The 22,105-nt window shown below is 62.1% G+C and carries 22 protein-coding genes and 1 pseudogene; 7 read left to right on the forward strand and 16 right to left on the reverse strand.

Annotation, left to right across the window (positions count from 1 at the left end):
- The first annotated feature begins 22 nt into the window (after positions 1–22).
- On the forward strand, positions 23–361 hold the full coding sequence (locus tag A9K68_RS21590; RefSeq protein ID WP_065007990.1) for a TIGR01244 family sulfur transferase: 339 nt from the start codon (positions 23–25) through the stop codon (positions 359–361).
- Here A9K68_RS21590 and A9K68_RS21595 read toward each other — a convergent pair.
- The gene (locus tag A9K68_RS21595; RefSeq protein WP_065007989.1) at positions 358–825 is read right to left on the reverse strand and encodes an Lrp/AsnC family transcriptional regulator; all 468 of its coding nucleotides are present in this window, start codon (positions 823–825) and stop codon (positions 358–360) included. The two genes, A9K68_RS21590 and A9K68_RS21595, sit on opposite strands and share 4 nt — an antisense overlap.
- A gap of 142 nt (positions 826–967) precedes the next feature.
- Here A9K68_RS21595 and hppD point away from each other — a divergent pair, with 142 nt between their 5' ends.
- Positions 968–2,080, forward strand: coding sequence for a 4-hydroxyphenylpyruvate dioxygenase (hppD, locus tag A9K68_RS21600; RefSeq protein ID WP_065008272.1), 1,113 nt, complete (start codon positions 968–970; stop codon positions 2,078–2,080).
- A gap of 17 nt (positions 2,081–2,097) precedes the next feature.
- Here hppD and A9K68_RS21605 read toward each other — a convergent pair whose 3' ends face one another.
- The 5 genes from A9K68_RS21605 to hmgA all read right to left on the reverse strand — a co-directional run bounded on the left by A9K68_RS21605 (position 2,098) and on the right by hmgA (position 6,225).
- Entirely contained in the window at positions 2,098–2,634 is a 537-nt protein-coding gene (locus A9K68_RS21605) for a DinB family protein (protein ID WP_065007988.1), read from the reverse strand.
- Between the two features lie 4 nt (positions 2,635–2,638).
- Positions 2,639–2,884 carry a hypothetical protein gene (locus A9K68_RS21610; protein WP_245316539.1) on the reverse strand — a complete coding sequence of 82 codons (246 nt, stop codon included), beginning with the start codon at positions 2,882–2,884 and terminating at the stop codon, positions 2,639–2,641.
- Between the two features lie 52 nt (positions 2,885–2,936).
- Positions 2,937–3,950 (reverse strand): fumarylacetoacetate hydrolase family protein, encoded by a 1,014-nt coding sequence (locus A9K68_RS21615; RefSeq protein WP_065007986.1) that lies wholly within the window; start codon positions 3,948–3,950, stop codon positions 2,937–2,939.
- A gap of 92 nt (positions 3,951–4,042) precedes the next feature.
- On the reverse strand, positions 4,043–4,915 hold the full coding sequence (locus A9K68_RS21620) for an MBL fold metallo-hydrolase (protein WP_065007985.1): 873 nt from the start codon (positions 4,913–4,915) through the stop codon (positions 4,043–4,045).
- Entirely contained in the window at positions 4,912–6,225 is a 1,314-nt protein-coding gene (hmgA, locus tag A9K68_RS21625) for a homogentisate 1,2-dioxygenase (protein WP_065008271.1), read from the reverse strand. The genes A9K68_RS21620 and hmgA overlap by 4 nt, the downstream gene beginning before the upstream one ends.
- A gap of 135 nt (positions 6,226–6,360) precedes the next feature.
- Between hmgA and A9K68_RS21630 the strand changes: the two genes are divergently transcribed.
- Positions 6,361–6,798 (forward strand): MarR family transcriptional regulator, encoded by a 438-nt coding sequence (locus A9K68_RS21630; RefSeq protein ID WP_029354053.1) that lies wholly within the window; start codon positions 6,361–6,363, stop codon positions 6,796–6,798.
- Between the two features lie 4 nt (positions 6,799–6,802).
- Here the strand turns inward: A9K68_RS21630 and tdh are convergent, their stop codons facing one another.
- Both tdh and A9K68_RS21640 read right to left on the reverse strand, forming a co-directional pair.
- Positions 6,803–7,837 carry an L-threonine 3-dehydrogenase gene (gene tdh, locus A9K68_RS21635; RefSeq protein WP_163603058.1) on the reverse strand — a complete coding sequence of 345 codons (1,035 nt, stop codon included), beginning with the start codon at positions 7,835–7,837 and terminating at the stop codon, positions 6,803–6,805.
- Positions 7,838–7,889: 52 nt separating this feature from the next.
- On the reverse strand, positions 7,890–9,077 hold the full coding sequence (locus A9K68_RS21640) for a glycine C-acetyltransferase (protein WP_065009706.1): 1,188 nt from the start codon (positions 9,075–9,077) through the stop codon (positions 7,890–7,892).
- A 291-nt stretch (positions 9,078–9,368) separates the two neighbouring features.
- On the opposite strand from A9K68_RS21640, the gene A9K68_RS21645 reads away from it, so the two are divergent.
- Positions 9,369–11,438 (forward strand): GGDEF and EAL domain-containing protein, encoded by a 2,070-nt coding sequence (locus A9K68_RS21645; protein WP_065009705.1) that lies wholly within the window; start codon positions 9,369–9,371, stop codon positions 11,436–11,438.
- A 54-nt stretch (positions 11,439–11,492) separates the two neighbouring features.
- Here the strand turns inward: A9K68_RS21645 and A9K68_RS31845 are convergent.
- A pseudogene (locus tag A9K68_RS31845) lies at positions 11,493–11,718 on the reverse strand (VapC toxin family PIN domain ribonuclease); the annotation flags it as partial.
- A gap of 41 nt (positions 11,719–11,759) precedes the next feature.
- Positions 11,760–12,185: a MarR family transcriptional regulator gene (locus A9K68_RS21650; protein WP_065009704.1), complete on the reverse strand. Its 426-nt coding sequence runs from the start codon at positions 12,183–12,185 to the stop codon at positions 11,760–11,762.
- A gap of 117 nt (positions 12,186–12,302) precedes the next feature.
- Here A9K68_RS21650 and A9K68_RS21655 point away from each other — a divergent pair, with 117 nt between their 5' ends.
- Positions 12,303–12,710 (forward strand): hypothetical protein, encoded by a 408-nt coding sequence (locus A9K68_RS21655; RefSeq protein ID WP_065009703.1) that lies wholly within the window; start codon positions 12,303–12,305, stop codon positions 12,708–12,710.
- A gap of 140 nt (positions 12,711–12,850) precedes the next feature.
- Here the strand turns inward: A9K68_RS21655 and A9K68_RS21660 are convergent, their stop codons facing one another.
- Positions 12,851–14,896, reverse strand: a complete 2,046-nt coding sequence (locus A9K68_RS21660; protein WP_065009702.1) for an NADH:flavin oxidoreductase — start codon at positions 14,894–14,896, stop codon at positions 12,851–12,853.
- Positions 14,897–15,030: 134 nt separating this feature from the next.
- Here A9K68_RS21660 and queF point away from each other — a divergent pair, with 134 nt between their 5' ends.
- Positions 15,031–15,492 (forward strand): preQ(1) synthase, encoded by a 462-nt coding sequence (gene queF / locus A9K68_RS21665; protein WP_065009701.1) that lies wholly within the window; start codon positions 15,031–15,033, stop codon positions 15,490–15,492.
- 29 nt (positions 15,493–15,521) lie between these two features.
- Here queF and A9K68_RS21670 read toward each other — a convergent pair whose 3' ends face one another.
- The 5 genes from A9K68_RS21670 to A9K68_RS21690 all read right to left on the reverse strand — a co-directional run bounded on the left by A9K68_RS21670 (position 15,522) and on the right by A9K68_RS21690 (position 21,093).
- Positions 15,522–16,706, reverse strand: coding sequence for a mandelate racemase/muconate lactonizing enzyme family protein (locus tag A9K68_RS21670; RefSeq protein WP_065009700.1), 1,185 nt, complete (start codon positions 16,704–16,706; stop codon positions 15,522–15,524).
- A gap of 7 nt (positions 16,707–16,713) precedes the next feature.
- Positions 16,714–17,268 carry a hypothetical protein gene (locus tag A9K68_RS21675; protein WP_065009699.1) on the reverse strand — a complete coding sequence of 185 codons (555 nt, stop codon included), beginning with the start codon at positions 17,266–17,268 and terminating at the stop codon, positions 16,714–16,716.
- A 4-nt stretch (positions 17,269–17,272) separates the two neighbouring features.
- Positions 17,273–17,752 carry a DUF3828 domain-containing protein gene (locus tag A9K68_RS21680; RefSeq protein WP_065009698.1) on the reverse strand — a complete coding sequence of 160 codons (480 nt, stop codon included), beginning with the start codon at positions 17,750–17,752 and terminating at the stop codon, positions 17,273–17,275.
- A gap of 97 nt (positions 17,753–17,849) precedes the next feature.
- Entirely contained in the window at positions 17,850–19,499 is a 1,650-nt protein-coding gene (locus A9K68_RS21685) for an ABC transporter substrate-binding protein (RefSeq protein ID WP_065009697.1), read from the reverse strand.
- A 43-nt stretch (positions 19,500–19,542) separates the two neighbouring features.
- Entirely contained in the window at positions 19,543–21,093 is a 1,551-nt protein-coding gene (locus A9K68_RS21690) for a trimethylamine methyltransferase family protein (protein WP_029354079.1), read from the reverse strand.
- A gap of 92 nt (positions 21,094–21,185) precedes the next feature.
- Here A9K68_RS21690 and A9K68_RS21695 point away from each other — a divergent pair, with 92 nt between their 5' ends.
- Positions 21,186–22,100, forward strand: a complete 915-nt coding sequence (locus A9K68_RS21695) for a LysR substrate-binding domain-containing protein (protein WP_065009696.1) — start codon at positions 21,186–21,188, stop codon at positions 22,098–22,100.
- The last annotated feature ends 5 nt before the right edge of the window (positions 22,101–22,105 follow it).

A 22,105-nucleotide genomic window follows, 5' to 3' on the forward strand; every position in this document is an offset into this window, starting at 1 on the left:
TTCAGGTTGCGAGGACAGAGCCATGGAATACCGTCAGATCAGCGAGGACTATTCGGTCTCCGGCCAGATCCAGCCCGAGGACGTGGCCGCCATCAAGGACGCCGGCTTCAAGAGCGTGATCTGCAACCGGCCCGACGACGAGCAACCCGGCCAGCCATCGGCCGACACCGTCAAGGCAGCGGTGGAGGGAGCCGGGCTTGCCTTCCGCTACATCCCGGTGATCAGCGGCCAGATCACGGCCGAAAACGTCGAGGACCAGGCCGAGGCGCTCGACGAACTCGAAGGCCCGGTGTTCGCCTATTGCCGTTCCGGCGCCCGCTGCACCAATCTTTACGGGCTGATCCAGCAGTTGAAGGGCTAAATCGGCAGCGCGCCGGTTTCCTTCAGCGTTTCGAGCACGATCGCCGTCTTCACGTGCTGCACTGATTCGTGCGGCAGAAGCACGCCGTTGACGAATTCCGACAGTGACTTCAGGTCCGGCGTCACCACCTTCAGGATGTAGTCCATCTCGCCGGTCAGCGCGTGTGCCTCCTGCACTTCCGGCAGCCGCGCTACCAATTCGCCGAAGCGTTGCGCATTGTCGCGGTTGTGGGTGGCGAGCGTCACCGAGATAACGTTGACCAGCGAGAAGCCGAGCTTGTCGCGGTCGAGCACCGCGCGATAGCCCCTGATGTAGCCGTCCTCCTCCAGCCTCTGGCGGCGGCGCGAACATTGCGACGCCGACAGGTTAACCCGTTCCGACAAATCGTTGTTGGTCAGCCGTGCGTCGCCCTGCAACAGAGCCATTATCTTGCGGTCAAACTGGTCGATGCGCGCATTATCCATGAATTACATCCTATGTATGCACAGTCCGCGCATCACCTCATCATTTCAAGCGTTTGAATGCAAGCACCATGCACCCGCTCCGCTCTATAATTGGACTGAAGTGGCCTTTTCCGGCCACGCCAGCTTTTTGGAGGACAATGCCATGGGCCCCTTCCCGCACGACGCACCGCCCGCAAAGATCAGCAAGGCCAATCCCGCCGGAACCGACGGCTTTGAATTCGTCGAGTTTGCGCATCCCGAACCGGAAAAGCTCGCCGAGCTTTTTACCCGCATGGGTTATATGCCGGTGGCCAAGCACCGCACCAAGGACATCACCGTCTGGCGGCAGGGCGACATCAGCTATGTCATCAATGCCGAATCCGGCTCGCATGCGATGAAGTTCGTTGACAAGCATGGGCCGTGCGCTGCCTCGATGGCCTGGCGGGTGGTTGACGCCAAGCATGCGTTCGACCATGCCGTCGCCAAGGGAGCCGCACCCTATGAAGGCAATGACAAGGCGCTCGATGTGCCGGCGATCGTCGGGATCGGCGGTTCGCTGCTCTATTTCATCGACGTCTACGGCAAGAAAGGCTCGGCCTATGATGCCGAGTTCGACTGGCTGGGCGCGCGCGACCCGAAGCCGGAAGGCGTCGGCTTCTATTATCTCGACCACCTCACCCACAATGTCTATCGCGGCAACATGGACAAATGGTGGGATTTCTATCGCGACCTGTTCGGCTTCAAGCAAATCCACTTCTTCGACATCGACGGCAAGATCACCGGCCTGGTCAGCCGCGCCATCACCTCGCCCTGCGGCAAGATCCGCATCCCTCTTAACGAGTCCAAGGACGACACCAGCCAGATCGCCGAATATTTGAAGAAATATAATGGCGAAGGCATCCAGCACATCGCCGTGGGCACGGACGAGATCTACGGCGCCACCGACAGACTGGCAGCTAACGGGCTGAAGTTCATGCCGGGCCCGCCGGAAACCTATTATGAGATGTCCCATGCCCGCGTGCACGGCCATGACGAGCCGATCGAGCGGATGAAAAAGCACGGCATCCTGATTGACGGCGAAGGCGTGGTTGACGGCGGCACGACCAAGATCCTGCTGCAGATCTTTTCAAAAACCGTGATCGGCCCGATCTTCTTCGAATTCATCCAGAGGAAGGGCGACGAAGGCTTTGGCGAGGGCAATTTCCGCGCGCTGTTCGAATCGATCGAGCAGGACCAGATCAAGCGCGGCGTGCTGAAGGTGCAGGCAGCGGAGTAAGCGGCCGGTCGAGTGGCTTACAGTCCCAGCCGCTCGACCTCTTCTTTCCTGAGCTTCAGATCATAGTCCAGGAAGAACTCGTCGAGCTGCGGCGGCTTCACCGACGTGCCGGACAGCATGGCGTGCACCTGGCCGCGATGGTGGATGTCGTGGATGAAGAGGTGGGCGAGCAGATCGCCGATCCGCTCCGGTATTTTTCCGTCCTCGCGCCGGTCGGTGACGACACTGCGGTCGAGATCATCCGCCGACAAATGATCGCAAAAGGCGATCATCCGCCGGTCGGCCGCAACTTGGGCGGCAAGCAGCGCTTGTGGTTCATCGAACGGCACGAAATCGTCATGGGCCGCGGCGCCTACGCCGCCCTCTTCGAGAAAGTCGAGATAGAGATGATCGACCGCCAGGATGTGATTGAGCGTTTCCTTGATTGACGGGAAGAAGCTGGTTCGCTCGGCTTCGAATTCACCGGGCTTAAGCTGCAACACGGCGCGATAGAGCCGGTCGTTCGACCAGAGGTTGTTGCGCGCCATGCGGCGGAAATGGTACAGCAAGTCCATGACTTCACTCCGCTGACTGGACCAAAGACACGCCCGCCCACAGAAGCGCAAATCCGGCGAGAACGATCAGCAGAAGCCGATTCATGCGCCGCCGGATGGCTTGCGTTTCCTCGTCCCGCGCGACGTTCATGTTGGTCACGGTGTGGAACATCATTGCGTTGCGCGGAAAGCCGCTGCGATTCGTCAGGTCGGGAGAGCGCGCCTCGATGCGATAGCTCAGCCGGATGGCCTGAATGAAGATCGCCAGCATGACAAGGGCCCAGACACCGGACAGAAGATAGAATGTCTCGCCTGTCATACTCTTACACCTCGTATTTCTCGACCTTCTGCTCAATCGCACCAAAAACCGAATGTCCGGTCCTGTCCTTCATTTCGATGCGCACCGTGTCGCCGAAGCGCAGGAATGGCGTTTTCGGTTCGCCGGCCTCGATGGTCTCGATCATACGCAACTCGGCAATGCAGGAATAGCCGGCGCCGCCCGCCGAGACAGGCTTGCCCGGGCCACCGTCGAGCTTGTTCGAGACCGTGCCCGAACCGATGATCGTGCCGGCGGCCAGTGGCCGGGTTTTCGCGGCGTGCACAATCAGCGCCGGAAAATCGAAGGTCATGTCGATGCCGGCGTTTGCCCGGCCGAACGGCTTGCCGTTGAGATCGACCAGCAGCGGCAGGCTGACCTTGCCGCCATCCCAGGCATCGCCGAGTTCGTCCGGCGTTACCGCGACCGGCGAAAACGCCGAGGACGGCTTTGATTGGAAGAAGCCGAAGCCCTTGGCAAGCTCTGGCGCAGTAAGGGAGCGCAGCGTGACGTCATTGACCAGCATGACCAGCCGGATCGCGGCCCGCGTCTCATCCAGGCTTGCTCCCATCGGGACATCATCGACAATGACGGCGACCTCCCCTTCCATATCGACGCCAAAGGCCTCGTCGGCCGCCCGGATCGGGTCACGCGGCGCGATGAAGGCGTCCGAACCGCCCTGATAGATCAGCGGATCGGTCCAGAAGCTTGCCGGCATCTCGGCGCCGCGCGCCTTCCGAACCAGCTCGACATGGTTCACATAGGCCGAACCATCCGCCCATTGGTAGGCGCGCGGCAACGGCGAATGGGCGTCATGCTCGTGAAAACGCGCTGACGGCACCGCATTGTTCTCCAGCGATTCCGCTATTGTCGCCAGATGCGTGGCAATGCGGCTCCAGTCGTCGAGCGCGGCCTGCAGCGTCCTCACCAGGAACGTGGCATCGGTAAAGCGCGTCAGGTCGCGCGAGACGACGACCAACTTTCCGTCGCGCGTCCCGTCCTTCAATGTGGCAAGCTTCATGCGGTTTCCTCTCCAGGTGCGGCTTTGGTGCCGCTTTAGATTCTTGTTTTAAGCATGATCTTTTTCCGAAAACCGGTTCCCACTTTTCGGGATCAATGCTTGAGTTCCACAACAAGGCCGTCGCGGGCGATCGTCAAGTCTCCGGCCCATGTTTTCCTGACGGCGGCGATCCAGTCAGCCTCGCCGATCTCGGAATCGTCGGCGGGAATGAGGTGGTTGAGGACCAGTCTGCCTACCCCGGCATCGGTCGCGATTTGCCCCGCCTCCCCGGCAAGACTGTGGCTGGCGAGCAGATGCTCCCTCAGCCGCGCGCCGTTGCCGGTTTTCGCGACGAGCCGCTCGATGCCTTCCTCCAGCATGGCTTCGTGGACGAGGATGTCGGCGCCTTTGGCAAAATCGGCCAATGGCGGAAAGAATGCCGTATCCGCGGAGAACACCACGCTTTGTCCGGCATGCTCGAAGCGCACCGCGAAGCAGTCGGTCACCGGCGGATGGTCGACGCGCAGCGCCGAAACCTTCAGGCCGCGCTCCTCGATCACCCGGCCTTCGCCGAACTCGACAATCGAAACCATATCTTCGATATCAGGCCGGCCTTCGTCGACAATGCGGATCTCGATGTCGAATTCCATCGCCTGGCAAAAACGCTGCCAGCAATGGCCGGTGCCGGGCGGGCCGAACACGGTGACCGGTGTCGCCAGACCCGCCGTCCAGGCCGTGTGGAGCAACGGACCGAGTTCCAGCACATGGTCGGAATGCAGGTGCGTGATGAAGATCAGGTCTAGCGCCTTCAGGCTGATGCCGGAGTCGGAGAGCCCGCGCGTCACGCCAAGCCCGCAATCGACGACGATGTTGCGCCCGCCGATCTCCAACAGCGACGAGCTCGGCCACGGCCCGCCCGGCCGGAGCGCCGGGCCGCCCTTCGAGCCCAGCAGCACCAGCCGATCCCGCGTTGGATCAGCGCTCAAGACCAGTCGCCCTCCGGCGTGCCGTTGAAACGCTTCTTCAGATCGGCCCAGCAGTCGATGTAATTGTCCTGCCGGGTTTCGAGCTCGGCGGCGTAGCGGGTCAGCATCTGCGGGAATCGCGTCTCGAACATGAAGGCCATGGTGTTGTCCAGCTTGACCGGTTTCAGCTCAGCGCGCGAGGCCTTTTCGAAGCCAGACGCGTCAGGCCCGTGGGCCAGCATCAGATTGTGCAGGCTGATGCCGCCTGGAACGAAGCCCTCCTCCTTGGCGTCGTACTGGCCGTGGATCAGGCCCATGAACTCGCTCATGATGTTGCGGTGGTACCAGGGCGGGCGGAACGTGTTTTCGGCCACCAGCCAGCGCGGCGGGAAGATGACGAAGTCGATGTTGGCGGTGCCCTCCTCGCCGCTCGGCGCGGTCAGCACCGTGAAGATCGACGGATCGGGATGGTCGAACAGGATCGCGCCGACCGGCGAAAAGGTCTCAAGATCATATTTATAGGGCGCGTAATTGCCGTGCCACGCCACCACGTCGAGCGGCGAATGGCCGATCTCGGTGACTTGGAATTGGCCGCACCATTTCACGGTCAGCCGGCACGGCGTCTCCTTGTCCTCGAACCAGGCGCAAGGCGTCTTGAAATCGCGCGGATTGGCCAGGCAATTGGCGCCGATCGGGCCACGATCCGGCAGCGTCAGCTTGGCGCCGTAATTCTCGCAGACATAGCCGCGCACTGTTTCATCGACCAGTTCGACCTTGAACATGAGGCCGCGCGGCAGCACGGCGATCTCGCCCGGTCGCAATTCGATGACGCCCATTTCGGTAACGAAGCGCAGGCTGCCGACCTGCGGCACGACCAGCAGCTCGCCGTCGGCGTTGAAGAAGTGGTCGTCGACCATCGAACTGTTGGCGACATAGACATGAGCCGCCATGCCGGTCTGGCCGAGCACGTCGCCAGCGGTGGTGATGCTGCGGATGCCGGCAATGAAGTCGGTCGGCTCCTTCGGCATCGGCACCGGGCTCCAGCGATATTGGCCGAGCGCCAGTTCGTGATCGCCGACATTCGGCGCGCTCTTCCACAGCGGATAGTTCGCTGGTTTGAAGCGGCCGGTGTGCCTGACGCTCGGCCTGATGCGATAGAGCCAGGAGCGCTCGTTGGTGCCGCGCGGCGCGGTGAAGGGCGAGCCGGAAAGCTGCTCGGCATAGAGACCGTAGGCCGGCCGCTGCGGCGAATTCCGCCCCTGCGGCAGCGAGCCAGGCAAGGTTTCGGTTTCGAAGTCGTTGCCGAACCCCGGCATGTAGGAATAGGCCATGGCATCCTCCCTGGAAACTGACAGAGCGCTCCTCGCCTCCAACGGTTGCGGCACGCTGGCATTGACGTAATTGGTTTCATTTGTAACCATCGAAAATGTAACTATCAACCGCGGTGCCTGCCGGGATACAAAATCTTGGACGTCCTCGAACTCGAAAGCTTCCTGCCCTACCGGCTCTACCGGCTCGCCGATGCCGTCAGCCGCGAATTCTCAAGGATTTACAAGGATCGCCACGGCCTGACGCGGCCCGAATGGCGCACGCTGGCCGGTCTAGGACAGCACGGCAGCATGACCGCGACGGCGCTCGGCGAACAGTCGGCGATGCACAAGACTAAGGTTTCGCGCGCCGTCGCCGAGCTCGAACGGCGCCGCTGGCTCACGCGAAAACCGGATGAAAATGACCGCCGAATCGAGCACCTGATGCTGACTGGAGCGGGCCTTGCCGCCTATCGCGAGATGGTGCCGCTAGCAAAGGCGTTCGAGCAGGAATTGCTGGCAAAGCTCAGCGCTGGCGAGCGCACCGCGATCACAAATGGATTGGGTGCGCTCAAGGAGGCTCTGGGCAAGGACTAGGCGCTCACCAGTCCATCACCACCTTGCCCGAATTGCCGCTGCGCATCGCGTCGAACCCCGTCTGGTAGTCGTCGATGCCAATGCGGTGGGTGATCAGGCCGGAGACGTCGAGCGGGCCTTGCACCAGTGCGATCATCTTATACCAGGTCTCGAACATCTCGCGGCCGTAGATGCCCTTCAAATGTAGCATCTTGAAGATGACCTTGTTCCAGTCGATCTCGAAGCCGGTCGGCGCGATGCCCAGAATGGCGATCTTGCCGCCATTGTTCATCGTGTCGATCATGTCGCGGAAGGCATGCGCCGAGCCGGACATTTCGAGGCCGACGTCGAACCCCTCCGTCATGCCTTCCTCGCGCATCACATCACGCAACTTCTCCTTCGATGCGTCGACGACATGATGGATACCCATCTTGCGGGCGAGTTCGAGCCGCACCGGATTGATGTCGGTGATGACCACTTTTCGGGCGCCGACGCACTGCGCCACCAGCGCGCCCATGATGCCGATGGGGCCGGCGCCGGTGACCAGGACGTCCTCGCCGACCAAATCAAAGGACAGTGCGGTGTGAACCGCATTGCCCAGGGGATCGAAGATTGCGGCGATCTCGTCGGGCACGTCGTCGGGGATCGGCACGACGTTGTGCTGCGGGATCGCCAGATATTCACCGAAGGCGCCCGGCCGGTTGACGCCGACGCCGAGCGTGTTGCGGCACAGGTGCCCCCTGCCCGCCCGGCAGTTGCGGCAGTGGCCGCAGACGATGTGGCCTTCGCCCGAAACGCGCTGGCCGACCTTGTATTCGGTCACCGCCGCGCCGAAATCGGCGACCGTGCCGACGAATTCGTGACCGGTCACCATCGGCACCGGCACGGTCTTTTGCGCCCACTGGTCCCAATTGTAGATGTGGACGTCGGTACCGCAGATCGCCGTCTTCCTGATCTTGATCAGAACGTCGTTCGGGCCGATTTCCGGCACCGGCACCTCTTCCATCCAGATGCCCGGCTCGGCCTTGGTCTTGACCAGCGCCTTCATCATGTTCGACATTCTTTTATCCCTTGAATCTCTTGATCCGGAATCGCTTTTCGCTTCCGGCCGTTCAGGAAATCACACCGAGTTCGCGCCCGACCGCGCCGAACGCCTCTACCGCCCGGTCGATGTCGGCGCTGGAATGGGCGGCCGACATTTGCGTGCGGATGCGCGCCTGGCCCTTCGGCACCACCGGAAACGAGAAGCCGATGACATAGATGCCGCGCTTCAGCATGCGCGCCGCCATCTCCTGCGCCAGCGTCGCATCGCCCAGCATGACCGGGATGATCGGATGATCGGCGCCGGCAAGCGTAAAGCCGAGCTTACCCATTTCAGACCGGAAGCGCGCCGCATTGGCATAGAGGCGCTGACGCAGCGCATCGCCATTGCCGATCAGTTCGAAAACCCTGATCGAGGCGCCGGCGATCGCCGGCATCAGCGTGTTGGAAAACAGATAGGGACGCGAGCGCTGCCGTAGCCAGTCCACCGCCTGGCTCTTGCCCGATGTGTAGCCGCCCGACGCGCCGCCCAGCGCCTTGCCGAGCGTGCCGGTGATGATATCCACCCTGCCCTCAACGCCGCAATGCTCGGCCGAGCCGCGGCCGTTCCTGCCAACGAAGCCGACTGCATGGCTGTCATCCACCATTACCATTGCATCGTACTTCTCGGCGAGATCGCAGACGCCCTTCAGATTGGCGATGATGCCGTCCATGGAAAATACACCATCGGTGGCGATCAGCCGAAAACGGCAATCCCTTGCCTCCTTCAGCCGCGCCTCCAGATCGGCCATGTCGTTGTTGGCATAGCGGAAGCGCTTCGCCTTCGACAGCCGCACGCCGTCGATGATCGAAGCGTGGTTCAGCGCGTCGGAGATGACCGCATCCTCCTCGCCGAGCAGCGTCTCGAACAGGCCGCCATTGGCATCGAAGCACGAGCCGTAGAGGATCGTATCCTCCATGCCGAGGAAGCCAGAAATCGTCGCCTCGAGTTGCTTGTGCTCTTCCTGCGTGCCGCAGATGAAGCGCACCGACGCCATGCCATAACCATAGCGGTCGAGTGCCTGCTTGGCCGCGTCGCGCAATTCGGCGCTGTCTGCGAGGCCCAGATAATTGTTGGCGCAGAAATTCAGCACCTTTTCGCCGCCTACGTCGATCTCGGCCGACTGCGTCGAGGTGATCACCCGCTCGGATTTGTAGAGGCCGGCCGATTTCAACCCTTGAAGCTCGCTATCGATATGGGAGAGGAATGCCGCACTCATGATCAGGCCCTGTTGAGATGGAATGGACTGTCGCCCCGCGCGGGCGAAAAATCCACCGCAAAAGCGACCGCTTCGGTGATGCGACGTTCAGTGACCAGAATGTGGCCCCAGAATGCCGCCAACTGGCGGATGCTCAAATGCAGCTGCGGCTCGAAAGAACGCGATAACCATTTCGCGAGCTTTCCACCGCTGCCGCTGTCGCAGCTCTGTCGACTTCCAGAGCTGTTAACACTTTCAAGCCAATGGTTCTCACACCTAACAATCTGTCGGCGAGAGGGACCGCCTCAGAAAATGTCGCAGCACCCGGCGCAAACCATTTCGGGCAGGCTTATACTGTTGATCAAGGCCGGCTATTGGCTGGCGCTGCTGATCATTGCAGCCATGGTGATGGCGTCCTTCATCCTTCTCCAGCAGATGATGGCTGACCAGCGGCACGACGATACGCTGCTCGATATTGTCGGCATGCAAAAGACGCTGTCGCAACGCATTGTCTTCCTTGCCAACGCTGCAGGTGCTGCTTCGCGCAACCAGCAACCGGCTCTGGTCACCGCATTCAAACAGGCCACTGCGGAGTTCGAGAGGAACTACGACCTGCTGCTCGAGCGGGTCGTCGCCGACCCGGCGTCACCGGCAAGGTTCGATCCGAAATCAGTCGAGAGCGTGCTTTTCGCCAAGCCGTTTCATCTCGACTACTTCTCGGTCGGGCTTATCGCCAACGGCCAACGCCTGGTTTCGGCGTTCGAATCACGACTCGGTATGGCCGATAATGGCGGCTACAAGGGCGGCGGCGAACGCGTCAACCTCGACGCTTCCATCGCCAATGCGACCCTGTCGGGCTATGCGGCACTCGGCCAGCGCATCAGCGCCCATGCCGATGCGCGATCGGAAACACTTCTCGATCTCCATCGAACGCTGTTCTACACCACCATCGGCGTCATCGTGCTGGTGGCACTTTTCATCTTCAGGCCGATGTCGAACGCCATCCTGCGCAAGACACACGAACTGATCGATGCCCGCAGTTCCATGGCTTTCATCGCCGTGCATGACGGCCTTACCGGCCTGCACAACCGCACCTTCCTGACCGACCATTTCGATACGCTGATCAAGGGTGCACAGCGTCGGCGAGAGCGGCTTGCGGCGGTCCACCTCGATCTCGACCGGTTCAAGCAGATCAACGACACGCTTGGCCACGCCGCCGGCGACTATGTGCTGGTGGTGACGGAGCAGCGCATGCGCGATTCCTGCCGGGCATTGGATCTCTGCGTGCGTCTCGGCAGCGACGAGTTCGTAATGATCCTCAATGGTGCCGGCGGCACCGAGGACATCAACATGGTCGCCAGGCGCGTGCTGACGCAGATCAACGAACCGATCGTCTTTCAGGGCACGACCATCCGTCCAGGCGCCAGCGCCGGCGTCGCCGTCTATCCGGTCGACGCCGACAATGCGCAAGATCTGCTCGTCCATGCCGACCTCGCGCTCCACTCCGCCAAGAAGCAGAGTGGCAGTCTCTCATTCTTCTCCGAGGAATTGCGGCATGAACTCGATTACCGCAAGCAGCTCGAGCATGACATTAGGATCGCAATCGCGGAGAAGGCATTCCAGGTCTATTTCCAGCCACAGGTTTCGTTGTCGAACGGTACGATCGGCGGCATCGAGGCGCTGGTTCGCTGGGAACATGCCGAGCGCGGCATGATCACACCGGGCGAGTTCATTCCCGTCGCCGAGAAATGCGGACTCATGCCTGCGATCGGCCGCATTGTCATCGTCAAGGCAATCAGCGAGGCGGCCGAGTGGAACCGCGCCGGCGTCGCCTTCGGACGGCTCGCGGTCAACGTATCCGGCAGCGAATTGCGCGAGCCCGATTTCGACGCCTTCCTCTTCGGCGTGCTGGAAAAAACTGGCCTGCCGCCACAAAAACTTTCGCTGGAAATCGTCGAATCCGTCATTCTCGACGACGAGAAGACCGGCATCGCGGCAAAGCTACGGCACATCCGCGCCGCCGGTGTTCATCTCGAACTCGACGATTTCGGCACCGGCTACGCCTCGCTCAGCCACGTCAACCCGAACGAGATCGACCGGCTGAAGATCGATCGCCGCTTCGTCCAGAACATCAATGAGAACGGCGACAACACCAAGATCGTGCGAGCCATCACCGAACTCGCCCGCGGTCTCGGCATCTCGATCGTCGCCGAGGGCGCCGAAACCGAAGCCGAGCTCGACTCGCTGATGGCGATCGGCTGCGACCAGGTGCAAGGCTATTCCATCGCTTTCCCGATGCCGCCGGAGCGGGTGCGCGAATGGCTGGTGGCACGGACGCCGAAGAAAGCCAGGCTAACGCTGCTGCGGGGAAGCCGGGCGTAAGGCGCCAACCTTGACATGCCGTTTCGGAAATGGCGGCCTGACGGGTGAGTCCGGCTAAGGTGCCGCCGACTGTCGCAATGGTGGCAAAGTCTTCAGCGGATTGAGCATCGGCACCCCGAGCGGTGCAAAATGACGCTCGCTGTCCGTCAGAATCGTCAAACCGTGGACCTCGGCCGTCGCGGCGATCGCTATGTCTTCGAACCCTGGCCGATGCGCCCTTGCCCGATCAAGCATGGCCGGCGGCATGTGCGGCACGCAAATCGAAGGGAAGAACCCTCTTTTCCTTGGGCCATTGAAAACAATGCGTTCGGCAGTTTGGGATCAATCGACATTCGCCCGCAGCGCCGCCAGGACCTCCGCGAACTCCGCCAGCCTCTCGTCGGACAACCCGGTCCGCAGCCGCCTGTCGAAGGCGAGGGCTGCCGTGCGCAATTTCAGGAACAGCGCCTCTCCCGCTTCGGTCAGATCAACCTTGTGGACGCGGCGGTTTTCCGGATCGCGGCGCCGGGTCAGCAGGCCTTGCGTCTCCATCGCGTTCAGATGGTGGGTCAGCGTCGCGCCTTGGATTCCGATCATGCCGGCGAGCTCGCGTTGGTTGGCCATCTCGCGCGACTTGATCGACAACAGAGTGACCCAGACCGGCAGCGTGCCGCCAGCCTCGACCAAGGCGGCGTCGAAGGCCTGTGCGACAAGCTTTGCGGTGCGGGCGAGATTCATCCCGACTGGCGGGCGGTCAAAAGGCGTCATGATCCGACACTAGAGCAAGGGAAATGCCGATGGAACCGGGGCTCTTGAATTTACATTGACATCTAATCATTCGATATCTAATCCTATGACAGCGGTGGGGAAAGGAGGAATGCGGTCATGCAGTATGTCTACATCATCGTCCTCGGCCTTCATGTATTGGCCGGTGTGTTCTGGGCTGGAACGACCATCGCGGTCGCCCGCGATCCGGAAATTCGGATCGAACGGTTTTTCCGGCCGCAAATGGGTGGGGCCGGCATGGTTTTTCTGACCGGCGCTCTGCTCTGGTATTTCTTCCACAGCGGCTATTTCGGTTCGATGGAAATGGTTCTGGCCCTGGGTATCGCCACAGCCTTGATTGCCACCGGCGTCCAGGGCGCGCTGGTCGGCTCTGCCAGCAGGCAGCTCGCCGGCGCTGACGCGGCGACGGAAACCCAGCTGCGCGCGAAAATGACAAGGGGCGAACGCATCGCTGGTGGGCTGCTGGTCATCACCGTACTTTGTATGGCTACCGCCAGGTTGTTCTGAGCGGGGCCGCCGCAATTGACAAGATCGTACGATTTCCGGCCGCAAGCCGGCGGCGGTGCGGCGCGCAGATCGGTCCGACTTGCCTGGTGGCTCTCCGTACGGAGGTTCGGCTGCGCGCCACCATCGAGCGGTGACGATCGTCAGATCCGCAATCCAAACCTGATGCCGTCGTAGATTGCGGCGTGGATGTTGCGCGAGGCGACCGCATCGCCGATGCGGAAGAGCACGAAACCGCCTTGCTGATTGCGCGCCGGAAAAATGTCGCCGCCATTGACCAGCCGCTCGTAGTCGACCGCGCCGCCATTCTTCGACAGCGGTTTCAGTGCGAGATAGAGGTCATCGAGCGGCAGCGTGCCGTGCTCGACCACCACCTGATCGACCCGCCGCTCGCCGCGCCAGCCGTCGGCGAAGTCTGAGCCGAGCTCCGCAACCAGTTGATTGCCCTCGCGCCGCACCGAACGCAGCCGCGTGTTGATGGTTATGGTGACGGCCTTTTGCTGGAAGGCGCGCATATACGGCACGTGGTTCATACCGCCCATTTCCGGGGCGAAGAAGCGTTCGGGCGAAACCAGCTCAAGCTTTGCACCGCTATTGGCGATCAATTCGGCCGCACCCATGCCCTGATGGCCGCCATTGTCGTCGTAGAGCAGCACGTTTTCGGCCGGTTTGACGCTACCGGCCATGATATCCCAGCTCGAAGTGACGAGGTTGTCGCCCGCTATCAGGGGCGGGTTCTGCGGCAGGCCGCCGGTGGCGACCACCACCACGTCCGGCGACAGCGCCAGAACATCGTCCTTCCCCGCCCAGGTGTCGTAGCGGATCTCGACGCCGAGCCGGCCGAGTTCGGCCAACCGCCAGTCGATAATGCCGATCAGCTCCTTGCGGCGCGGGTTCTGTGTCGCCAGCCGCACCTGGCCGCCGGCCTGGCTCGATGCTTCCAGCACCGTCACCTGGTGACCGCGTTCGGCCGCGACACGCGCCGCCTCCAGACCGCCGGCCCCAGCGCCGACAACGACCACGTTTCGCTTCGGTCCCTCGGTCCTGGGGATGATGTGCGGGATATCAGCCTCCCGGCCGGTTGCCGCGTTGTGGATGCACAGCGCCTCGCCGCCTTCATAGATGCGGTCGAGGCAGTAAGTGGCGCCGACGCAAGGGCGGATCTCGTGCTCGCGGCCCTCCATCACTTTCCGAACGATGTGCGGATCGGCGATGTGGGCGCGGGTCATGCCGACCATGTCGAGCTTGCCGGTGGCAATGGCGTGACGCGCGGTGGCGACATCGGCAATCCGCGCCGCATGGAAGGTCGGGAATTTCGTCGCCGCCCTCACCTCACCGGCGAAGTCGAGATGCGGCGACGAGCGCATGCCGGTCACCGGGATGACCCTGGTCAGCGCGGCATCGGTTTCGATCGAGCCGCGGATGATGTTGAGGAAATCGACCTTGCCGGAGCCGGCCAGCCGCCTAGCGATCTCGACGCCTTCCTGCTTCGACAGGCCCTTCTCAAAATCCTCGTCGGCGACCATGCGAATGCCGACGACGAATTTGTCGCCGACCGCTGCCCGCACCGCGTCGAGCACCATGCCGGTGAAGCGCAAGCGGTTGTCTAGCGAGCCGCCGAAATCGTCGTCGCGCTGGTTGGTGGCGGGCGACCAGAAGCCGTCCATCAGGTGGCCATAGGCCTCGAACTCGATGCCGTCGAGGCCAGCGGCCTGGCAGCGCTGGGCGGCGGCGGCGTAGTCGGCGACGATGCGCTCTATATCCCAGTCCTCGATGGTCTTTGGGAAGGCGCGGTGCGCCGGCTCGCGCACCGGCGAGGCGGACAGCACCGGAAGCCAGTCGGCCTTGTTCCAGCCGGTGCGGCGGCCGAGATGGGTGATCTGGATCATCACCTTGCAGTCATGCTCGTGGCAGGCATCGGCGAGTTCGGTGAGCCACGGCACGATGCGGTCGTCATAGACATGCAGGTTGCCGAAGGCGGCCGGGCTGTCGCGCGAGACGATCGCCGAACCGGCGGTCATGGTCAGCGCCATGCCGCCTTTGGCCTTTTCGGCGTGGTAGAGCCGGTAGCGCTCTTTCGGCATGCCGTCCTCGGAATAGGCCGGCTCATGGCTGGTCGACATGACCCGGTTCTTCAGCGTCAGATGTTTGAGCTGATAAGGCCGGAGAAGCGGATCGTTGGTGGTCATCGTCTTCCTACTGTTTCAAATTGTGCTAAAGAGCGGCAAATTTTTGTTTTTACGCTCGTTGTCCAAAACCGCTGCGCACCCTCGGGTCTGGCCCCTGGGCAGGCTTTGGGCGACATGCAGTAGGGAACCCGCCCATGACCGATACGAAAAACCTTACCCAGCTCGGCACCAACGTCGAGACGCCACAGAGCCCTGAGGCGGCAGTCCTGGAGACCGTGCCGTTTTCGCGCGGCGACGGGCCCCCGGCCATCGTCCGCTTCACCTGCCCGGAATTCACGTCGCTTTGCCCGGTCACCGGCCAGCCGGACTTCGCCCATATCGTTATCGACTATGCACCCGATACGCTGCTGGTGGAATCGAAGTCGCTCAAGCTGTTCATGACCTCGTTTCGCAACCACGGCGCCTTTCATGAAGAGTGCACCGTCATGATCGGCCGCCGCATCATCGCCGCGACCAAACCGCTGTGGTTGCGCATTGGCGGCTACTGGTATCCGCGCGGCGGCATTCCGATCGATGTGTTCTGGCAGACTGGCGCGCCGCCTGAAGGCGCCTGGCTGCCCGACACCGGCGTCGCACCCTATCGCGGGCGCGGCTGAGCCTGAGTTTCTACGGAAAATACGCTGCATCAGTTGAGCGGCAGCCGCCGGTAGCGGCCAGGGTTGTTCGGGTCGCTGAAATGGCCCATCGGCCCATGCTCGGCGAAGTGCCCCGCCCAGCGCTTCATCGCAGCGGGGTCAAGCTCAACGCCCAATCCGTTGCCCTCCGGCACACGCACCGTGTTGCCCGCCTGCCGGAACGGACCGTCCTTGACAACGTCGCCGATCTGCCAGCGAAACAGCGATTGCGATGCTTCGGTAATCCATGGCGTCGCCGCCACGACATGCAGATAGGCTGATGTCATGATGCCGAGGTCGTTGGAATAGCACCAAAAACCCTTGCCCATCGCCTCACAGGCGGCAATGAACTTCAGGGTTTTCGACAAGCCGCCGAGTGCTGCGAAATTGCAGACGAAGTAATCCGGCGCGCCAAGCGCGACGGCCCGTCTGAGATCCGGGATGTGCGTGGAGAACGGAATGCGCGAATGCTGGCGCAGCGCTGCCATCTCCTCGAAGGTCGCGACCGGATCCTCATAATTGCGGATGTTGAACGGCTCGATCTCGCGCAGCACCCAGCGCGCCGTGGTCAGCGACCACTGCATGTTGGAATCGAGTTTGATCTGCGCCTTATCGCCAAGCGCCTCGCGCAGCATGCGCACGGTCCTGATCTCGAGCTCGGGATCGCCCATGATCAGCTTGCCCTCGAAGATGGTCGAGCCATGCTCCTCGCGCATCTTTAGGCAGTACTCGACGATCGCTTCGGACGTCATTTCGCCGCCCGCTCCATTCTGAGCGGTGCGAAACGAAAAATATTCCGAAAACGGAATGTCCTTGCGCACCGCGCCGCCGAGGACTTTGTAGAGCGGCATGCCAAAGACCTTGCCTCTGATGTCCCACAGCGCCAGCTCGACGGCTCCGAACGCCACGGATGCGGCATTCTCGCCGGTGTTGGCGGTAATCTGCCAGGGCGGCACGCAGCGCGCCTCGCAGTCGGCAATGTCGAGCGGATCGGCGCCGATCAGCGCCGCCGCGATCTCGGCCTTGATCACCTCGCCGAAATGCCACCACGGCGCCTCGCCTAGTCCGACTACCCCTTCGTCCGTCTCGACCTCGATGATCGACTTCGAGGCGCCGCCATAAAGTCCGGCCGTCCACCAGAATGGGGCGTCTAGCGGAACGTTGACATGGGTGACGCGGATGTTGGTGATCTTCATCGTCTGCCTACTCGCATTGGTACTGGCTGAGCGCCCATTCGCCGGTCACCGACAGAAGGTCTGATACCTTCCAGTCGCCGTCGACTTTCCTGAATTTCCACTCCAGCCGGTGCGGATTGCCGGCGACGACGAAGGCGACGACCACCTTGGCTTCGTCGCCCTTGACCGCTTCAATGGTCTTCAGGCTCTTATCGATTTCGGCCTTGTCGTATTCCGCATTGTCCAGCGCCATGTTGGGATCGAGGCATTCGCCCTGTCCCGATTTCCGCAGCGCATCGCTCTTGTCGAGCACCGACTTCGCGGGATCGGCGAAGTGGCTGCGCTGGGCCGGATCGAGCTCGAGCCCGACATGCTCGTAGAACGGTTTCACCACCGCCGTTGGCGAACCCAGCCGCACCGGCGCTGCCGGGGCGCTATCGGTCGGCTGGGACGCGGTCGGCGAAGTTGCAGCATTATCGGCCGGCGCATTTGCGGACGGCGCGCCGAACAGGCCCTGAGCGGCGGTGCTGCTCAACGCCGCCGCCAGCAGGCACACAGTCGCCAGGGCCAAGGCACGGGCCATGGCATCACTCCGGAGTCTGGCCAGCCAGGCATTCGAGCGCACTCAGCGTCCAGCCGCTGGTCTTCGAGGTGATGTCGGCGACCTTCCATTTGCCCTCAACCTTCTTCAGCGACCAGACCATTTCACGTTTGGAGTCATCGCCTTCCGGGAAAAGGTTGAAGGTCACTGTCACGCTGGCGCTGTCGCCATCCACTGCTTCAGACAGCTTCAGTGTCTTGGCGACTGTCTTCTCGTCATAGTCCTGAGCGTCGAGACCGGGGGCGAAATCGATGCAAGGCACCTCGTCCGGCTTGTTCTTCTGTGCCTGGTCGTTGAGGTCGAACAACTTGGTCACCGGCTCGGTGAAACGGTCGCGGTATTTCGCGTCGGGCTCGAATTTGACTTCGGGCATGTAGAAGAACTTAACCGCATTGGCTGCCGGCCCGGCCAGAGCGGCCGCAGGCGCTGCGATCGAGAGAGCGGCGGCAAGCACAGTCAGTCTCATCCGATAATCTCCAGGTTTTCGTGGTGGGAACCGTTCAATACCACGAATCCTGCATCCCGGATTTTTTGCGGCCCATGAAATCCTCTTGGGCGTTAACTCAGGCGTCCAGCCAGACGTTCTGGAGATCCATCTCGAAAGTCTGGTGGACAGCGTAATTCTTCACCTTCTTGTCCATGTGGCTGTACAGCTTCTGCCAGAACGGCTGAATGATGACGCCCGAATCCTGCAGGATCTGCTCGATGTCCTTCATCACCTCGCGCCGCTTCTCCACGTCGACGAGCGAGAGGGCCTGCTTGAGCTTGGCGTCGAAATCGGGATTCGAATACGCCGTCTCATTCCAGGCCTCGCCGGTGCGATAGCCGAGCGCCAGCACCTGAACCCCGAGCGGGCGCATGTACCAGATCGTCATGGAATAAGGATACTTCGTCCAGTCGTTCCAGAAGGTCGAGCCCGGCAGCACCGTTCGCTTCACATTGATGCCGGCATCGCGCAACTGGCCGGCGATCGCATCGCCAGTGTTCTTCTGCCACTCGTCCTCGACGGTGATCAGCTCATGCTCGAAGTCCGCCTGCCCCGCGTCGGCCATCAGCTTCTTGGCGCCGGCCGCGTCCCGCGTCTTCTTGGGCAGCGGATAATATTCCGGATGGATCGGGCTGACATGGTGGTTCTCGCCGACGGTCCCTCGCCCGGCATAGCCAAGTTGCAGCACGGCGCCGTTGTCGACCGCCATCTGCAGCGCGTTGCGCACCTTTTGGTTGTCATAGGGCTTGTGGGTGATGTTGGTGCGGGCAACCAGTGTGGTCGCTGTCGCGACCTCCGATTTCACCAGATCCATCTTGTCGAGGATGTCGATGAAGTCTGCGGGTGTCTCGAAGTTGATGTCGATCTCGCCGGACTCGAACGCGTTCACGGTGGCGTTGAAGTCGGTGCCGTAGTCGATGAATTCGACACTGTCGAGAGGCGCCTCGCCGCCCCACCACTTGCCGTTCTCACGACGCTTGACGACCGCTTTCTGGCCGACATCATAAGAGACAAGCTCGAAAGGTCCAGTACCGATCGGCTTCTTGATCGGGTCGGCGCCGTCGGCGTCAAAGTTGCGGTGGACGACGAGCGCCGGATAGTCGGTGAAGTTCGGGATCAGCGAGATATCAGGCTCGTTCAGCTGCAGCTTGACGGTGTTGTCGTCGACCTTGGTTATGGCGCCATCCCTTGCCTTGCCGGTCTTTGCGTCGATCAGCGCGCCGACGCGCGCGGCCATCGAATTGCCCGAGGCGCCTTTCTCGCACCAGCGCGTCAGATTGAAGACAACGTCATCGGCGTTGAAGGCATCGCCATTGTTCCAGGTCACGCCCTTGCGCAGGTGCAGCGTATATTCGGTGGCGTCGTCATTGACGTCCCAGCTTTCGAGCAGAACCGGTTCGAAGGTGAACTGTTTGGTGTAGCGCACCAGCGGCTCCAGCCAGGTGCGGGTGACGTTTGCCATCTCCACCCAGTCATAAGTGCGGGGATCCTTCTGCGCCTTTACCGACATCGAAACGTGCAGCGTTCCGCCCTTCTTCGGCTCCTCGGCCAAAGCCTGCTCCGGCACGGCCAGACCGATCATGCCGTAGGCAAGGGCCGTCGATGCCCCAAAGGCGCTTGCCAGCGCCAGAAACTCGCGCCGGTCCATCCGGCCTGCACGCGTCTCTGCCGCCATTGCCTCGATCGCATTCGGCACGCGATCGCCGTTGCTTCTGAAGATTGTCATTTTTTCCTCCCGTCTGGTTCCCGTCAGGTCTTCGCCTGTCCTATTAACTAACGCTGTCCGGCAGCTTCTCCTCACGCAGCGCAATCAAATCTTCGAGACCATCGGCAATGCCCTCATCGAGCTTCGGCTCCTCATAATCGGCGAGCATGTTGCGCGCTTTCTCGCGGCCGCGCGTGTCGTGGTCCTTTGCCCCTTCAGCCTTCCACTGTTCGTACGAATTGAAGTCCATGATGCTGGGCATGAAGAAGGCGGACTCGAAATGTTCAAGCGTGTGCTGGGTGCCGAGGAAGTGGCCCTGCGGCCCCACCTCGCGGATCGCCGCCATCGCTTCCTTGAAATCGTCGAACGGAAGGCCGCCAGCATATTTGTACCAGCCAACAAGCTGTTCGCAGTCCGTCGCAAATTTTGAATAGCCACAGGTCAGGCCGGCCTCGAGCCATCCGGCGGAGTGCCAGATGTAGTTGGCGCCGGCAAGGATGGCGGCATGCATCAGCATGTTCGCCTCGTAGCCCGCCTGGGCGTCATTCAGCTTCGATCCGACATGGAAGCCCGACGTGCGCCAGGGCAGCCGGTATTTCCGCGCCAGCGCCCCCATCAGATACATCATCTGGGCCGCCTCAGGCGTGCCGCCCATGGGAGCGCCGGTCTTCATGTCCACCGTAACCATGAACTGCCCGTAGATCTGCGGCGAACCTGGACGGAGGAGCTGTGTGAACGCGACGCCAGCCAGCGCTTCCGCATTGACCTGCGCGACCGCACCTACGGCAGAGGCCGAAGTCGAGGCGCCACAGAGGGCGAACGGCGCCAGGATCAGCGGCTGGTTGTGACGCGCATAGACCTTCATCGCGTCCAGCATGGTGGCGTCCCATACCAGTGGCGAGTTGCAATTGGTTATCGCCACCAACACAGGGTTGTCACGGACGTAGTCCTCGCCGAAAACGATGCCTGCCATCGCCATCGTGTCTTCGGCTCGATCCCTGGACGTCACGATGCCCATGAACGGCTTGTCGGAATGCTTCAGCGCCGAATGAATGATGTGAAGGTGACGCTTCGGCACCGCAATTTCCATCGGCTCGCAGATGATCGAGCTCGACGAGTGCAGCGCTGGCGCCATGTAAGCGAGCTTATGAAAATTCTGAAGGTCGGCGAGCGTGCCATAGCGCCTGTTGTTGTCGAGGTCGCGCACGTAAGGCGCGCCATACATCGGCACGAAGATGGAATTCTTACCGCCGACGCGGACCGAGCGCTCAGGGTTGCGCGCATTGAGCGTGAACTCCGGCGGGACTTTCGAGACGAGTTCCATCAAGAGCGCGCGGTCAATGCGGACGCGCGTCTCAGAGACATCGGCTCCGGCGGCCATCCACAGTGCTATGGCCTCGTCGTCGCGGAACTCGCAGCCAACCTCTTCGAGGATGGCGAGCGACTCCTGGTGGATAAGCTCGACAGCCTCGTCCGGGACCATTTGGTATGCGGGTATGTTGCGAACGAGCGTCGGAAACGACGCCATGGGAGTTCCCCGCAGCGCCTTGCGCCCCAGGCGGCCGCCACCTCGGCGGCTGGCGTGTTCGGTGACTTCGGCGGCCGGTGCGTTCATGGCAACTCTATCCTCCCAGTGATGACCAGCGTAGCGAGAGAAAATATGGCTGTGACGCTGGAAAATCCTGATCTCTTGTATAAGCTCAGCTTATGCGAAGCTTGCGCCATCTGCTGCCGTCGGCCGGCAGCCTGATCGTTTTCGAGGCCGCCGGGCGGTTGTCGAGCTTTACCGCCGCCGGGCGAGAGCTCGGCATGACGCAGGCTGCCGTGTCCTATGCGATCCGCGGCCTCGAAGAGCAGCTGGGCGCCAAACTGTTCCAGCGCCGCCATCGGCAGGTCAGCCTTACCGAAGCCGGCGACCGCTTCCACGCCGACGTCTCGCTCGGCCTGTCGCACATCCGCAGGTCAGCGGAGGACCTGCGCCAGCAGGCGACCGGCGGCCATGTGACGCTCGCCGCGTCGACGGCCTTCGCCTCGTTCTGGATGATGCCGCGCCTGCAGCAGTTTCGCGACGAACTGCCGGGCATCGACCTGCGCATCCAGACCGCCGACCGTGATCTCGACATCATCGCCGAAGACATCCCGCTCGGCGTTCGCGGCGGCGAACCGAGGGAATGGCCGGACTATCATTCGCTGCCGTTGGCCGATGAGGAAATATTCCCAGTTGCGGGCGCGAGCTATGTGGCGCGATTCGGGCTGCCGGAAACGGTCGAGGATCTCCCATCACACCGGCTCATCCATCTCGAAGAGCCGTTTCGCGATGCCGCGAGCTGGGACGAGTGGTTCCAGTCGGCCGGGGTCAACATCACCGATGCCGGGCGCGGCTTGCGCATCAACGATTATGCGCTGGTGATCCAGGCGGTCATGGAGGGCCAAGGCATTGCGCTCGGCTGGGGTCACCTCGCCGAGCGGCTGCTGGCGTCAGGACTTCTGGTGCGTGCGACCGGCCACACGATGACGACCGGCAAGGGATTTCATATCATCTGGTCGAGAAACCGCGAGCTCAGCGACAACGCCCGCAAGGTTCGGGACTGGCTGGCCGCGCAAGCGCGAGGCTCCCATTAATGCTC

The sequence above is a fragment of the Mesorhizobium sp. AA22 genome (assembly GCF_001672375.2).
GTDB lineage: Bacteria > Pseudomonadota > Alphaproteobacteria > Rhizobiales > Rhizobiaceae > Mesorhizobium > Mesorhizobium wenxiniae.